At 70.5% G+C, this 13305-nt stretch carries 15 protein-coding genes; 12 read left to right on the forward strand and 3 right to left on the reverse strand.

All coding sequences use genetic code 11. The features are described 5' to 3' along the window. The first annotated feature begins 42 nt into the window (after nucleotides 1-42). The 3 genes from AC07PF_RS20595 to AC07PF_RS20605 are packed head-to-tail and all read left to right on the forward strand — an operon-like array spanning nucleotide 43 to nucleotide 3100. Entirely contained in the window at nucleotides 43-201 is a 159-nt protein-coding gene (locus AC07PF_RS20595; protein WP_494613065.1) for a DUF2256 domain-containing protein, read from the forward strand. After that, nucleotides 198-1550 (forward strand): DASH family cryptochrome, encoded by a 1353-nt coding sequence (locus AC07PF_RS20600; protein WP_494613066.1) that lies wholly within the window; start codon nucleotides 198-200, stop codon nucleotides 1548-1550. Before AC07PF_RS20595 ends, AC07PF_RS20600 begins: the two co-directional genes overlap by 4 nt. Beyond that, entirely contained in the window at nucleotides 1547-3100 is a 1554-nt protein-coding gene (locus AC07PF_RS20605; protein WP_494613067.1) for a cryptochrome/photolyase family protein, read from the forward strand. The genes AC07PF_RS20600 and AC07PF_RS20605 overlap by 4 nt, the downstream gene beginning before the upstream one ends. A gap of 11 nt (nucleotides 3101-3111) precedes the next feature. Here AC07PF_RS20605 and AC07PF_RS20610 read toward each other — a convergent pair whose 3' ends face one another. Further along, on the reverse strand, nucleotides 3112-4014 hold the full coding sequence (locus tag AC07PF_RS20610; RefSeq protein ID WP_494607765.1) for a LysR family transcriptional regulator: 903 nt from the start codon (nucleotides 4012-4014) through the stop codon (nucleotides 3112-3114). A gap of 122 nt (nucleotides 4015-4136) precedes the next feature. Between AC07PF_RS20610 and AC07PF_RS20615 the strand changes: the two genes are divergently transcribed. From AC07PF_RS20615 to AC07PF_RS20650, 8 genes are all read left to right on the forward strand, one after another. Beyond that, nucleotides 4137-5606, forward strand: a complete 1470-nt coding sequence (locus AC07PF_RS20615; RefSeq protein ID WP_494613068.1) for an MFS transporter — start codon at nucleotides 4137-4139, stop codon at nucleotides 5604-5606. A 33-nt stretch (nucleotides 5607-5639) separates the two neighbouring features. Next, nucleotides 5640-5972 (forward strand): hypothetical protein, encoded by a 333-nt coding sequence (locus tag AC07PF_RS20620; protein ID WP_494613069.1) that lies wholly within the window; start codon nucleotides 5640-5642, stop codon nucleotides 5970-5972. Between the two features lie 74 nt (nucleotides 5973-6046). Beyond that, nucleotides 6047-6403, forward strand: coding sequence for a copper-binding protein (locus tag AC07PF_RS20625; RefSeq protein ID WP_494613070.1), 357 nt, complete (start codon nucleotides 6047-6049; stop codon nucleotides 6401-6403). Further along, nucleotides 6400-6882, forward strand: coding sequence for a hypothetical protein (locus tag AC07PF_RS20630; protein ID WP_494613071.1), 483 nt, complete (start codon nucleotides 6400-6402; stop codon nucleotides 6880-6882). The genes AC07PF_RS20625 and AC07PF_RS20630 overlap by 4 nt, the downstream gene beginning before the upstream one ends. A 78-nt stretch (nucleotides 6883-6960) precedes the next feature. Further along, complete coding sequence (locus tag AC07PF_RS20635; RefSeq protein ID WP_494607772.1) at nucleotides 6961-8055, forward strand: sensor domain-containing diguanylate cyclase; 1095 nt, start codon at nucleotides 6961-6963, stop codon at nucleotides 8053-8055. 188 nt (nucleotides 8056-8243) lie between these two features. After that, complete coding sequence (locus tag AC07PF_RS20640) at nucleotides 8244-8807, forward strand: metal-independent carbonic anhydrase family protein (RefSeq protein ID WP_494613072.1); 564 nt, start codon at nucleotides 8244-8246, stop codon at nucleotides 8805-8807. 113 nt (nucleotides 8808-8920) lie between these two features. After that, nucleotides 8921-10624 carry a sensor histidine kinase gene (locus AC07PF_RS20645; protein ID WP_494613073.1) on the forward strand — a complete coding sequence of 568 codons (1704 nt, stop codon included), beginning with the start codon at nucleotides 8921-8923 and terminating at the stop codon, nucleotides 10622-10624. Nucleotides 10625-10626: 2 nt separating this feature from the next. After that, nucleotides 10627-11319 carry a response regulator transcription factor gene (locus AC07PF_RS20650; protein ID WP_035201983.1) on the forward strand — a complete coding sequence of 231 codons (693 nt, stop codon included), beginning with the start codon at nucleotides 10627-10629 and terminating at the stop codon, nucleotides 11317-11319. On the opposite strand, the gene AC07PF_RS20655 is transcribed toward AC07PF_RS20650, so the two are convergent. After that, on the reverse strand, nucleotides 11270-11770 hold the full coding sequence (locus tag AC07PF_RS20655; protein ID WP_494613074.1) for a hypothetical protein: 501 nt from the start codon (nucleotides 11768-11770) through the stop codon (nucleotides 11270-11272). The two genes, AC07PF_RS20650 and AC07PF_RS20655, sit on opposite strands and share 50 nt — an antisense overlap. A 152-nt stretch (nucleotides 11771-11922) precedes the next feature. Here AC07PF_RS20655 and AC07PF_RS20660 point away from each other — a divergent pair, with 152 nt between their 5' ends. After that, complete coding sequence (locus AC07PF_RS20660) at nucleotides 11923-12681, forward strand: CPBP family intramembrane glutamic endopeptidase (RefSeq protein ID WP_494613075.1); 759 nt, start codon at nucleotides 11923-11925, stop codon at nucleotides 12679-12681. 13 nt (nucleotides 12682-12694) lie between these two features. On the opposite strand, the gene AC07PF_RS20665 is transcribed toward AC07PF_RS20660, so the two are convergent. Beyond that, nucleotides 12695-13141 carry a hypothetical protein gene (locus tag AC07PF_RS20665; protein ID WP_007848628.1) on the reverse strand — a complete coding sequence of 149 codons (447 nt, stop codon included), beginning with the start codon at nucleotides 13139-13141 and terminating at the stop codon, nucleotides 12695-12697. Between the last annotated feature and the right edge of the window lie 164 nt (nucleotides 13142-13305).

The raw sequence follows: 13305 nt of genomic DNA on the forward strand, positions 1-13305 counted from the left end.
ACTGTGGCCGGCCTGATGGCCCCGTGTCACCGATCGCCCCCCATGCGCATGCGCAAGAAGCACGACCTGCCGCAGAAAGTCTGCCTGCACTGCGGCCTGCCCTTCACCTGGCGCAAGAAATGGGAGAAGGTGTGGGACGAGGTGAAGTACTGCTCTGACCGCTGCCGCAACGGGCGCAAGCGATCCGGCGGCACGCCATGAGCACCAGCCCCACCGTGCTCCTCTGGTTGCGCCGCGACCTTCGCCTGCACGACCAGGGCGCGTTGGCCGCTGCCCTGGGCGGCGGCGCCACCCACCTGGTGCCCGTGCATTGCCAGCCCGTGGCCGACGAAACCACGCCCTGGGGCTTTGCGCGCCGGGGCCCGCACCGCCGTGCCTTCGAGGGCGCCGCACTGCGCGACCTGGCGGCCGGCATGGCCGGGCTGGGCAACCCGCTGCGGCAGTGCCAGGGCCAGCCCGCCGCCGTGCTGCCCGTGCTGGCCCGCGCCGTGGGCGCCACCACCGTGGTGTGTGAAGAAATTGCGGCCCCCCAAGAGCAGGCCGAGGTGGCCGCCCTGCGCGCAGCCGGCCTGCAGGTGCAGACCGTGTGGCACAGCAGCCTGCTGCAGCCGTGCGATCTGCCCTGGCCCGTCGGCGACCTGCCTGGCGTGTTCACCACCTTTCGGCAGACGGTGGAGCAGGCGGGCATCCAGCCGCCGCAGCCCTTGCCCGTACCCGCGGCCTTGCTGCCGCCGCCCGCAGCGCTGACCGATGCAGCGTGGCAAGAGGTGTTGCACACGACCGGTGCCGTGGGTGCTGCGCAAGGGCAGGGCGGGCATGATGCCGAGGCAGGCGAGGGCGCCGGATGCGACGTGCGCTCCTCCTTCCCCTACGGCACCCCCGCCTGCGATGGGGGCGAAACCGCCGCACTGGCCCATGTGCAGCAGTACCTGGCCAGCGGGCAACCCCACAGCTACAAGGCCACCCGCAACGGGCTCACGGGGTTGGGCTACTCCAGCAAGTTTTCGCCCTGGCTGGCCGCGGGCGCGCTCTCGGCCCGGCATGCCATGGCCGCGCTGCGCCGGTTCGAGGCCGCGCACGGAGCCAACGAGGGCACCTACTGGCTGTGGTTCGAACTGCTGTGGCGCGACTATTTCCGGCTGCTGCACCTGCAGCACGGGCGCACCCTGTACCGCGCGCGCGGCCTCTCGGCCCAGGCGCTGGCGCCCCACAACGCGGCCGGTTTTGCGCGCTGGTGCGCTGGGCAGACCGGCGAGCCGCTGGTGGACGCCGCCTTGCGCGAGCTGGCCGCCACCGGATACCTGAGCAACCGCCTGCGCCAGGTGGCAGCCAGCTACCTCATCCACGACCTGCAGGGCGACTGGCGCGCGGGCGCCGCCTGGTTCGAATCGCAACTGCTGGACTACGACCCCTACAGCAACCAGGGCAACTGGCTCTACATCGCCGGGCGCGGCACCGATCCGCGCGGCGGCCGCCGCTTCAACCCCGCCAAGCAGGCGCAAGAGCACGACGCCGACGGCAGCTACCGCCGCCTGTGGGGCACGGCATGAGCAGCCGCGAGCCCGCACCGGCCCACACCCTGCGCCTGGTGCTGGGCGACCAGCTCAACCCCGGGCACAGCTGGTTTGCCACGCGCGATGCCGGCGTGGTCTATGTGCTGATGGAGGTGCGGCAAGAGACCGATTACGTGCTCCACCACGCGCAAAAGATCCTCGCCATCTTTGCGGCCATGCGCGACCTGGCGCGCCACCTGCGCAGCGCCGGCCACCGCGTGCGCTACGTGGCCATCGACGACGCCAGCAACCGCCAGTCCCTGCCCGGCAACCTGGCCGCCCTCATGGCGCACTACGGCGCGCAGCGGTTTCAGTACCAGCACCCCGACGAGTGGCGGCTCGACGAGCAGTTGCGCCACTGGTGCGCAGAGCAGCCCTTTGCCACCCAGGCCGTGGGCAGCGAGCATTTCTACACCAGCCGTAGCGAGGTGGCCGAGGTGTTTGCGGGCCGAAAGCAGTGGCTCATGGAGCACTTCTACCGCCGCATGCGCCACCAGCATGGCGTGCTGATCGACGAGGCCGGCGAGCCCGAAGGCGGCCAGTGGAACTACGACCACGACAACCGAAAGCCCTGGCCCGGCACGCCCGCCACCCCGCCCGACGCGCGGCCCGTGCACGACCACAGCGCCCTGTGGGCCACCATCACGGCCGCCGGTGTGCAGAGCTTTGGCAACCCGCAGGCCGCGCAACTGCGCTGGCCGCTGAACCGGGCCGAGGCCCTGGCCGGGCTCGACCACTTCATCGCCACCACGCTGCCGCACTTTGGCGAGTACGAAGACGCCATGAGCACGCACAGCCCGCACCTGTTCCACTCGCTGCTGTCGTTCGCCCTCAACACCAAGATGCTGCACCCGCGCGAGGTGGTGCAGCGCGCCCAGGGCGCATGGCAGGCCGGCACTGCGCCGCTGGCGGCGGTGGAAGGCTTCATCCGCCAGATCCTGGGCTGGCGCGAGTACGTGCGCGGCATCTACTGGGCCCACATGCCCGGCTACGACGGGCGCAACGCCCTGGGCCACAGCACCCCACTGCCGCAGTGGTTCTGGAGCGGCGACACCCGCATGCGCTGCCTGCAGCATGCCGTGGGGCAGTCGCTCGATGGTGCCTACGCCCACCACATCCAGCGGCTCATGGTCATCGGCAACTTTGCCCTGCTGGCCGGTCTGGACCCTGCCGCCGTGCACCGCTGGTACCTGGGCGTGTACGTCGACGCCTTCGAGTGGGTGGAGTTGCCCAATACGGTGGGCATGAGCCAGTTTGCCGACGGCGGCTTGCTGGCCACCAAGCCCTATGTGAGCAGCGCCACCTACATCGACCGCATGGGCGATTACTGCAAGGGCTGCCACTACGACAAGAAGCTGAAAGTGGGGGAGCGCGCCTGCCCCTACAACGCCTTGTACTGGGACTTCTTTGCCCGCCACGAAGCCACCTTGGGCCGCAACTTCCGCCTGGGCACGGTGTACCGCCAGCTGCTAAAAATGCAGGGCCCGCAGCTGCAGGCGCTGCGTGGGCATGCCAGCCACCTGCGCAGCACGCTGGACAGCCTGTAGCGCGCAGCGATTCAGGTCGGCGCAGCGCCCCCGCAGACCTCCAGCACCAGTGCCCGCAGCCAGCGGTGCGCCGGGTCCGCATGCAGGCGCGGGTGCCACAGCAGCGACACGGTGATCTCGGGCACCGGCACGGGCAGGGCAAAGGTGTGCAGGCCCGCGCGCAGGCCGGCGGTGTGCCGCTCGGGCACGGTGGCGATCAGATCGGTGGCGCGGGCCAGCGCCAGCGCCGTGGCAAAGCCGCTCACGATGGTGGCGATGTCGCGCACCAGGCCCAGCGGGCCCATTACCTGCTCCACCGGCCCCTGGTCCAGTCCGCGGCGCGACACGGCGATGTGCCGGCCCGCGGCATAGCGCCTGGCCGTGATGCGGCCGCCCGCCAGCGGGTGGCCCATGCGCACCACGCCCACGAAGCGGTCGCGCAGCAGCGCCTGCACGCGCACCTCGGGCCCCATGGCGGGGCCGAGCACGCCGGTCTCCAGGTCCACCTCGCCATCGCGCAGCGGTGTGCTGTCCTTGTCGGGCTTTTGCACGAAGCGCAGGCGCACGCCGGGCGCCTCGGCCGCCACGCGGGCGATCAGCGCCGGGCCGAAGGTCTCGGCAAAGCCATCGCTGGTGCGCAGCGTGAAGACGTGCGTGAGCTGTGCCAGGTCCGGCGCCCGGGCCGGGCGCAGCACCGCCTCGGTGTCGTGCACCAGCTGGCCCACGCGCTCGCGCAGTTCCAGCGCCCGGGGTGTGGGCACCAGGCCGCGGCCGGCGCGCACCAGCAGCGGGTCGCCCACCGTCTCGCGCAGCCGCGCCAGCGCCCGGCTCATGGCCGAGGGGCTCAGGTGCAGGCGCTTGGCGGCGCGCGCCACATTGCCTTCGGTCAGCAGCACATCGAGGGTGACGAGCAGGTTCAGGTCGGGGCGGGACATACGCTCGCCATTATGGGTCGGCATGGCGTCTGGTGCACTGATTGAATGCAAATGCTGCGCCTTCCGCCATGGCTGGCAAATGCCTACGCTCACTGCATCGATCAGTTGTCTGCCGCTGCACCATGACCACCACCACTGCGAACCCGTCTTCATCTTCCGCCACGCCACGCGGCGTTCTGGCCAGCCTGTCGCTGGCCATGCTCCTGTCCTCACTGGGCACCAGCATCGCCAATGTGGGCCTGCCCACGCTGGCACAGGCCTTGGGCGCCACGTTCCAGCAGGTGCAGTGGGTGGTGCTGGCCTACCTGCTGGCCATCACCACCGCGGTGGTCGGCGTGGGGCGCCTGGGCGACCTGTGGGGCCGCAAGCGGCTGCTGCTAGCGGGCATTGCGCTGTTCACCGCGGCCTCGGCGCTGTGTGCCCTGGCGCCGTCGCTGGCCTGGCTGGTAGCGGCGCGCGCCGTGCAGGGCCTGGGTGCTGCCGTCATGATGGCGCTGGCCATGGCCCTGGTGGCCGACGCCGTGCCGCCAGGGCGCACCGGCAGCGCCATGGGCCTCCTGGGCACGATGTCGGCCGTGGGCACGGCGCTCGGCCCCACGCTGGGCGGGGCGCTGATCGCGGGCTGGGGCTGGCCGGCGCTGTTTGCCATCAACCTGCCGCTGGGCGGGGCCGCATGGTGGGCGGCGCGCCGCTACCTGCCTGCAGACAATGCCCGTACAGGCGTGCAGCGCCCGCGCTTCGACGTGGTGGGCATGCTGCTGCTGGCCGCCACGCTGGCCGCCTATGCGCTGGCCATGACCCTGGGCCGGGGCCGGTGGGGCGTGCTGAACGCGGCGCTGCTGGCAGGTGCCGGGCTGGGGCTGGCGCTGTTCATTGGCGCGCAGCGCCGGGCAGAGCAGCATGGCGCCGCACCGCTGGTTCCCCTGGCGCTGTTCCTCAACAGCCCGGCCCTGGGCGCCGGCTTTGCCATGGGCGCGCTGGTCACCACCGTGGTCATGGCCACGCTGGTGGTGGGCCCGTTCTACCTGTCGGGGGCGCTGGGGCTGGGTACTGCCCAGGTGGGGCTTGCCATGTCGTGCGGGCCGCTGGTCTCGGCGCTGGCGGGTGTGCCGGCCGGCCGGCTGGTGGACCGGTTGGGCACGCAGCGCACCACGCGGGCGGGGCTGATCGCCATGGCCGTGGGCTCGGCTGCGCTGGCGCTGCTGCCGGCAGGCCTGGGCGTGGCCGGCTATGTGCTGCCGCTGGCCGTTGTCACCGCCGGCTATGCGCTGTTCCAGGCCGCCAACAACACGGCCGTGATGGCCGCCACGGTGCAGCAGCCGCAGCAGCGCGGCGTGGTGTCCGGCCTGCTCAACCTGTCGCGCAACCTGGGGCTGGTCACCGGTGCATCGGCCATGGGTGCCGTGTTCGCCTGGGGCGCAGGCGGGCAGGGCGGTGCCATGGTGCAGCCCGGCGCGGTGGCGGCGGGCATGCAGGCCACCTTTGGCGTGGCGGCGGCGTTGGTGGTGGCGGCGCTGGGGATTGCGCTGGCGGCGCGGCCGTCTTTCCGCCCGGGGGCTGGCAGAACGGCGGAACCTCCTGCCGGGCAATGAGTCTGGTAGCGTGTCACCCTTTCATCGCATTGCATGAACCTCATCCAGCGCATTCCCGCCGTGATTGTTGCGGCCGCGGCCAGTGGCTGCACCATGGCGGCAGACACCTTGTCGGGCTGCATGGCGGTCGGGCCGGGCCGGTTTGATCTGCGCACGGCCCCGGACCAGATCTATTTTGTCGAGGTCAGCCGCGAGGTCATGGAGCAGATCAAGGCGCTGCAGGGCGATGCACCGTTGTGGGTGGCACCCGTTCGGGTCAAGGCGTCGGTGCGCAAGCACGACCAGGCCGGCCCCGCCGGCAAGTACGGGGCCATCGCCAAGGTCACCGAGCTGGCGGTATCGGGCGACAGCAGCCTGTGCAATTGAATGGACCTTGCCCGCATGGGCAGTGGACATTGCCCGCTTGGTATCCGGCGGCGGTGTGCGGTATGCTTTTTCGCATGACCGCCACACCCCTCCTGCCCACGCTCCGCTCCCTGGCCGCCGCTGCGGCGCTGCTGTGCTGCCTGCCGGTGGCTGCCCTGGCCCAGGCGACGGCCCCCGCAGCAGCAGCCGAGCCTGCCACCATCTACACCCACGGCGAGTTCCGCGCCGTCTCGCAGGAGCAGGGGAGCCGCGACACCTTTGCGCACATCAAGGTGGCGCCGGGCGTGAAGATTCCGTTTTCCACCATCACCTACCGGGTGCGCGATGCGGCACTGCTCAAGGGCCTGCAGCCCGGCACACGCGTGGAGTTCCGCGCCGAGCGGGTGGAGGGCGAGAACGTGCTGGTGGCCATCCGGCCGCGCCAGCCGTGATGGACCCAGACATCACCGCCCTGGTCGAGCAGGCCATCGATGCCCTGGGCAACCCCGAACTGTCCGCTGCTGAGATAGAGGCCGCCGTGCTGGCCCTTGCGGGCGGCGATGCCACGCTGGCACGCCGGCTCATCGACGTGGTGCCCGAAGGCTTTGGCCTGGTGCTGGTCTCGCACGTCGAGCCCGCCGCCACCCTGCAGCTGCCCACCGAATTCTCGGTGCAGGATGCGGCTGGCGAGTGGGTGGACTTTCCCCTCACCCGCGAGCCGGTCTTTGTCGCGGCCCTGCTGGCCGCACAGCGCATGTTCCATGCCGGCCCGCGCCTGAAATTCCAGACCGTCACCGACCGCAGCGGCCTGCTGCAGGCCGTGAACAACGCGCTCAACGGCGGCCAATCGCTCGAAGGCGCCACGCTGGGCGGGCCGCGTTTCGGGGGCATACCGGCAGCGACGTACGCGGCATCGGCCGACGGCCCGTGACAGGGTCTTCCCTACAAGGCGCCCGCAGCGGGTGGCGATGATGTACCTTTCGTCCACCACTTCCAGGTACCCCACGCCATGGACCTCGTGCTCTCCCCCCCGCCGGACGACGCCAGCATCCACACCGCGCTGTCCGACCCCCGGCGCCTGGACGCCGTGCAGCGCACGGGCCTGCTCGACAGCCCGCCCGAAGAGACCTTCGACCGCCTCACCAGCCTGGCATCGCGGCTGACCGGCGCGCCCGTGGTCTTCGTCTCGCTGCTCGACCGGGCGCGCGACTTCCACATGAGCACCACCGCCCTGGGGCCTGGCGTGGCCACGCCCGGCGGCAGCCGCGACCAGATGGGGCGCACCTTCTGCCACTACGTGGCTGCCTCCAGGCAGCCCCTGGTGATCGAAGACGCCACCCTGCTGCCCGTGTTCCGCGACCTGCCCGGCGTCAAGGCCAAGGGTGTGCGCGCCTATGCCGGCGTGCCGCTGCTCACGGAAGAGGGCGACGCCCTGGGCACCTTCTGCGCGCTCGACTTCGCGCCGCGGCACTGGACCGGGCAGGACATCGATGTGCTCACCGAGCTGGGCCAGTCCGCCCTGCGCGAGATCCGACTGCGCGTCGCCCTGCAGCATGCCGCCAACGTCAACCAGCAACTGGTCGGGCAGATCCAGCGCGTGGCCGAGCTCAACATGAAGCTCGAGGAGCTCGCCACCACCGACCCCCTCACGGGCCTGCGCAACCGCCGCGCCTTCGACGCCCACATGGCGCAGGAGCTGGCCATCGTGCAGCGCCGCGGCACGCCGCTGAGCCTGCTCATGCTCGACGTGGACCACTTCAAGCGCGTCAACGACACCCTGGGCCACGATGGCGGCGACCGCGTGCTGCAGGCCATCGCCGGCCACCTCAAGGCCTGCGCCCGCACGGTGGACGTGGTGGCCCGCGTGGGCGGCGAGGAGTTCGCCGTCATCCTGCCCAGCACCGGCGAGGCCGGCGCCCACGAGGTCGGCGAGCGCATGCGCCGGGCCGTGGAAGACGGCCCCTGGCCCGAGATGCCCGTGACCATCAGCGTCGGCACCGCCACGCTGGTGGAGGGCGAGGACGCCGAGCGCATCTATGGCCGCGCCGATGCCGCGCTGTATGCGGCCAAGCAGGCGGGGCGCAACCGGGTGCAGCAGGGCTGAGGTCAGCCGTCACCGGGAGGTGGGTGGCGGACGACGGCCGCCCTGGCCGTTCATCCCGCGTTCATCTTCTGCTCACGGCCTTTTCATGCGGCATTCAGGCCGCATCCATACCGCTTTGGTGAACTGTAGGTCCCCCAGGCAGCCATCCGGCCACTGGGGGAAACCAACCATTTCAACCAGAGAAAACCATGAAAACATCCATCTGCATCGCCGTCGCCAGCCTCCTGGTGGGCGCAGCCGTTGTGCCTGCCGCCGCCAAGGGCCCGGTCGTCAACCACGCCATCTCCGAAAGCGAAGTGCTCGCAGCCCAGCAGGCCTGGTGCAAGGCGCTGGTCGACATCAGCGCCACGGCAACCGCCAGCGGCCCGGTGGCGGCCAAGGCACTGGCCGAGAAGGTGATCGACGCGGCCTACGGCTACCAGATGGGGGCTGTGCTGTTCAAGCCGACCCTGGCCGCTGCACCCCAGACCTTCCGCACCACCCGCGAGGGCGCGCTGGCCTACTTCGTGGGCGGCAACCCGGCCTACCCCAAGGACACGGGTTTCGCCCTCAAGGGCTGGACCAAGTGCGAGATTACCAATGCCGCCGTGTTCATCGCCGGTGATTCGGCCAACACCATGGGCAACGTGATGTTCACCGACAAGGCCGGCAAGGTGACCACGGTGGACAAGACCTGGGCCTTCGTCAAGGACGATGCGGGCAAGCTGCGCATCGTGGTGCACCACTCGTCGCTGCCGTTCACCGGCAACTGATGGATGGATGGCTGGGCCGGGTACGTCACCCCCGCGCCCAGCCTGGCAGGCGCACCGCTGGCGCGACTGCCAGGCTCCATAATCCGAGCCTCCCGACCAGGCCTTTCGCCCCCATGTACCGCGCACGACTCTCTCTGGCCTTTGCCGCCCTGGTGGCCCTGGTCTGCATCCAGGCCGCCTTTGTGTACTGGGGCGCCAACCGCGTCAACGACTACGCCCAGCACAGCCGGCTGGCCAGCGACATCCAGGCCGAGCTGCTGGACCTGTCGGCCAACAAGCAGCGCTTGCGCGTGTGGGCCATGCAGCGCCTGATGGACACCGATGCCCAGCCCGAGCAGCGCGAGCGCCTGGTGGCCAGCATGGTCGCCAGTGCCGCCAACCTCGATGACCTGGTGCGGCGCGACCTGGCGCTGTGGACCGAGCTCGTGCACCGCGAAGGCGTAAGCATGCCCGCCGAGGTGCCCCAGCTCGTGGGGGTGACGGAGCTGCTGCGCGACAACATCCAGGCGGTGGAGGCGCGGCTGGCGCAGCTGGTGCCGCTGGAGCAGGGCGCCGACTTTCCGGCCCTGTGGGGCGAGCTCACCCAGGTGTTCGACATGGCGCGCGGGCGCGACCTGCGCGAGCTGATCAACGGTGCCATCGCACACCAGCGCGCAGCCGTGCCGGTAGCGCGCGCAGCCACCGAGCGCGGGCTCGACGTGCTGCGTGCGCAGGCCATCGGCATGGCCCTCATCACGCTGGCCGTGGCCGTGGTGCTGGCGCTGCACCTCAAGCGGCGCCTGCAGCGCCCGCTGGACCGGCTGCTCGAAGGCACGCAGGCCTTGCAGGCCGGGGCGCTGGACCACCGCGTGGCCACCGGCTCCAACGACGAATTCGACCGCGTGGCCCAGCATTTCAACGCCATGGCGGCCGAGCTGCAGCAGCACCGTGCGCGCGCCGATGCCGCGCGCCGCGGGCTGGAAGACGCCGTGCAGGCCCGCACCCAGGAGCTGAGCGCAGCGCACGACACCCTGCAGCGCCTGGACCAGCGCCGCCGCCAGCTGTTTGCCGACCTGGGCCACGAGCTGCGCACCCCCGCCACCTCGATCCGCGGCGAAGCCGAGATCGCGCTGCGCGGTGGCGACAAGCCGGCCGACGAATACCGCCAGACCCTGGCGCGCATCGTGGGCGGGGTGGACCAGCTCACCCGTGTCATCCACGACCTGCTTCTCATCGCCAAGGCCGAGGCCGACCAGTTGGTGATGCACCCGGCCCCGGTGGACCTGCGCGCCCTGCTGGGCGATGCCGCAGAGCAGGCCGCCGCCCTGGGCGCACCGCAGGGTGTGCAGGTGCAATGGCTGCTGGACGGTGCCGAAGGGGATGGCGATGGCAGCGGCGCACTGCCCACCGGCCAGGTCACCGTGCTGGCCGACGCCGATCGCCTGCGCCAGGCGCTGGTGATCGTGCTGGACAACGCGGTGCGCTATTCGGCGCGCGGCACCACCGTGCGCATCGGCCTGCAAGGCGTGGCCGGGGCGGATGGGGTGGGCGAGGTCGCGGTCGTGGTGCACGATGAAGGCATCGGCATCGACGCGGACGAACTGCCCCGCGTGTTCGAGCGCTTCGTGCGCGGGCGCCGGGCGCGCGCCCACCGGGCCGACGGCACGGGCATCGGCCTGTCCATCGCCCAGGGCATCGTGCAGGTGCACCAGGGCCGTATCACCATCGCCAGCGTGCCCCAGCAGGGCACGGTGGTGCGCATCGAACTGCCGCGGGTGATGGCACCGCCGCCGCAGGGTGCCCCGCAGGTGGGAGCACAGCAGGGAGCGCTGGCATGAACATGAACAAGCACATCCTGGTGGTGGAAGACGACGCACGCGTGGCCGACTTTCTGGTGCGCGGCCTCAAGGCCGAGGGCTACCGCGTGGAGCTGGCCCGCACCGGGCCCGAAGGCCTGGCCCTGGCGCGCAGCGCCGAGCCCGGCGTGCTGCTGCTCCTGGATCTGATGCTGCCGGGCCTGAGCGGGCTGGAGCTGTGCCAGACCCTGCGCGCCGAAGGCCGCCACATGCCCATGCTGATGCTCAGCGCGCTGAGCAACACCGAAGACAAGGTCAACGGCCTGCGCCTGGGCGCCGATGACTACCTCACCAAGCCCTTTGCCTTCGAGGAACTGCTGGCCCGCATCGAGGCCCTGCTGCGCCGGGGTCGCGAGCAACGCCCGCGCGCCAGCACCCTGCAGGTGGCCGACCTGGTGCTCGACCTGGAGCGCATGCAGGCCAGCCGCGCCGGCCAGCCCATCGCGCTCACCGCCCGCGAGCTGGCCTTTCTGGAGCTGCTGATCAGCGCCCCGGGCCGCGTGTACAGCCGCGAGCGCATCCTCTCCAACGTCTGGGGCACCAACGAAGATCCGCTGACCAACGTGGTCGACGTGTACGTGCGCCGCCTGCGCAGCAAGATCGACGAGGGCCACGCGCTGGCGCTCATCAAGACCGTGCGCGGCTTTGGCTACCGGCTGGACGCCACGGCGGATTGAACCCGGCCTTTGGCAGCCGGTCCAGGTGCGCAACGAGCCAGGCCGTCAGCCAGGGCGATGCGAAGATCGCCACCAGGTCGGCCCGCACGGTGAGCTTCATCGGGCTGCGCAGTGAGGCGGTGAACAGACCATAGACCAGGCCCACCGCACAGACCCCGAGGGCCGCAACGCACGCCGTGGCGGGCCTGCGCGCCGGGGCCACCGCCGCGCAGAGAAACACCGCCATCAGACCAGGCATCGACGCCCCGCCGATGTCCAGCAACACGCGTGCGACCAGCCGCAGGCTGCATTTCACACTGGGAGGGGCGCTGCCGCCCCATTCCAGCGGCGGTGAACAAGTCGCCGCGGAAACATAGGGGAATGTCGACCACAACCAGAAGGCAAGAAGGATGGCGCCCACGAACACGAAGGGCAGGGCACACCAGCGAAGCCAGGTTTTCAGATGGTTCATACAGTGGAGGGACAGCAAATGGCCCCCAGTGTTGGCCCGCACAGTGAGGCCAGTATGAAGTGCTGCCCCGCGCTATGCTCTGCACAGCACATGCCGCTGGCGGCCACTGCGATACCGCCCTTGCCCACCGCGGCTCCCTCCTTCTACCTTGCATGACACCAGACCACCCAACCGCACCCCAGGGAGCCGACTTCCCCTTCTACAACGGCCAGCCGGTGGCGCTGGGTGCACGCCAGTGGTGCTTCATCCTGCTGGCCTTGGCGGCAGCCTATGGTGCGCTGTACATCCCCGCCATGGTGGCGTGGCGCATGTCCGGCGGTTGGGCTGCCGCGATCCCGGCCATCGTGTTCCCGGCGCTGCCGCTGCTGGCGCTGCGCGCGGTGGCGGGGCCGCAATGGCAGGTGCTGTTTCGGAGCATGGGTTGGCGCGACGTGCGGCTGGCCATCGGCCTGGTGCTGCTCAGCATCACCGTCACGGTGGTGGTGGCCCTCGTCGTCTCGCGCCTGTTCGGCGCCGTGCCCAACCCCGTAATCAAGGCGCTGACCGGCATGGGCACGGCAGAAAAGCTGGTCTTCATGGCCAGCACCATCCCGCACCTCATCGGCGAAGAGATCCTCACCGTGCTGCCGTTCCTGGCCTTCCTCACCTGGCTGGCCGGCCCGGTGGGCTGGCTACGGCGTCGGGCCATCGTGGGCGCCTGGGTGTTGGCATCGGTGCTGTTCGGTGCCTTGCACCTGCCCACTTACGGGTGGAACGTGGCGCAGAGTCTGGTCATCATCAGCACCTCGCGCATGGTGCTGTGGCTGGCCTACCTGCGCACGAGGAACCTGTCTGTGGCTGCGCTGGCGCACATCCTCAACGACTGGTTGCTGCTGAGCTTCGTGCTGCTGCTGGGGGCGATCATCGGCTGAGCCATTGACGAGATCATGCCTGCCGCCTTTGTACGCAGCGCGAGACGCCCCACACCGCAAACCATGAAGACACCCCGAAAGCCACCTTGACGGCAAACACCAGGCTGGCGGGGCGCGCCCCATGGTCGCCGCCGACCAGAAACAGCAGTGCCAGAGCGCAGACCGCGATGGCTGCCGCACTGGCCGTGGCCGCCTTGCGCGCCGGGGCCACCACGGCACACAGTAGCACGGTGAGGGCACCCATGGCCGAGGCCCCGCCCATGTCCTTGAGAAGGTACACGGCCAGTGGCCAACTGCATTTCTTGTTGCCGCTGAGGCCGCCGTGCCACACCAGGTCAGGCGGGCAATGGGCCACGGCAATGGCCCCGAACGCCAGCCACAGCCAGATGCCAAGGCAGGCCGCGCCTATGAACACGAAGGGCAGGGAGAACCAGCGTAGCTGGTTGAGCAAGTAGGTCATTTTTTCAGGGTCGGCATGCGCACGACAAGGTGCCCACCAGTGTTGCCCGGCATGGTGAGGCCAGTGTGAAGTGCTGGCCACCGGTGCAGCGCCTGAAACACAAACCCAGCAGCCGGGGTTTACCGGCGCTGCGATATGCCTTCCAATGCGGCCCATGCCGCCCC

The organism is Acidovorax sp. GW821-FHT10A04 (genome assembly GCF_059415825.1).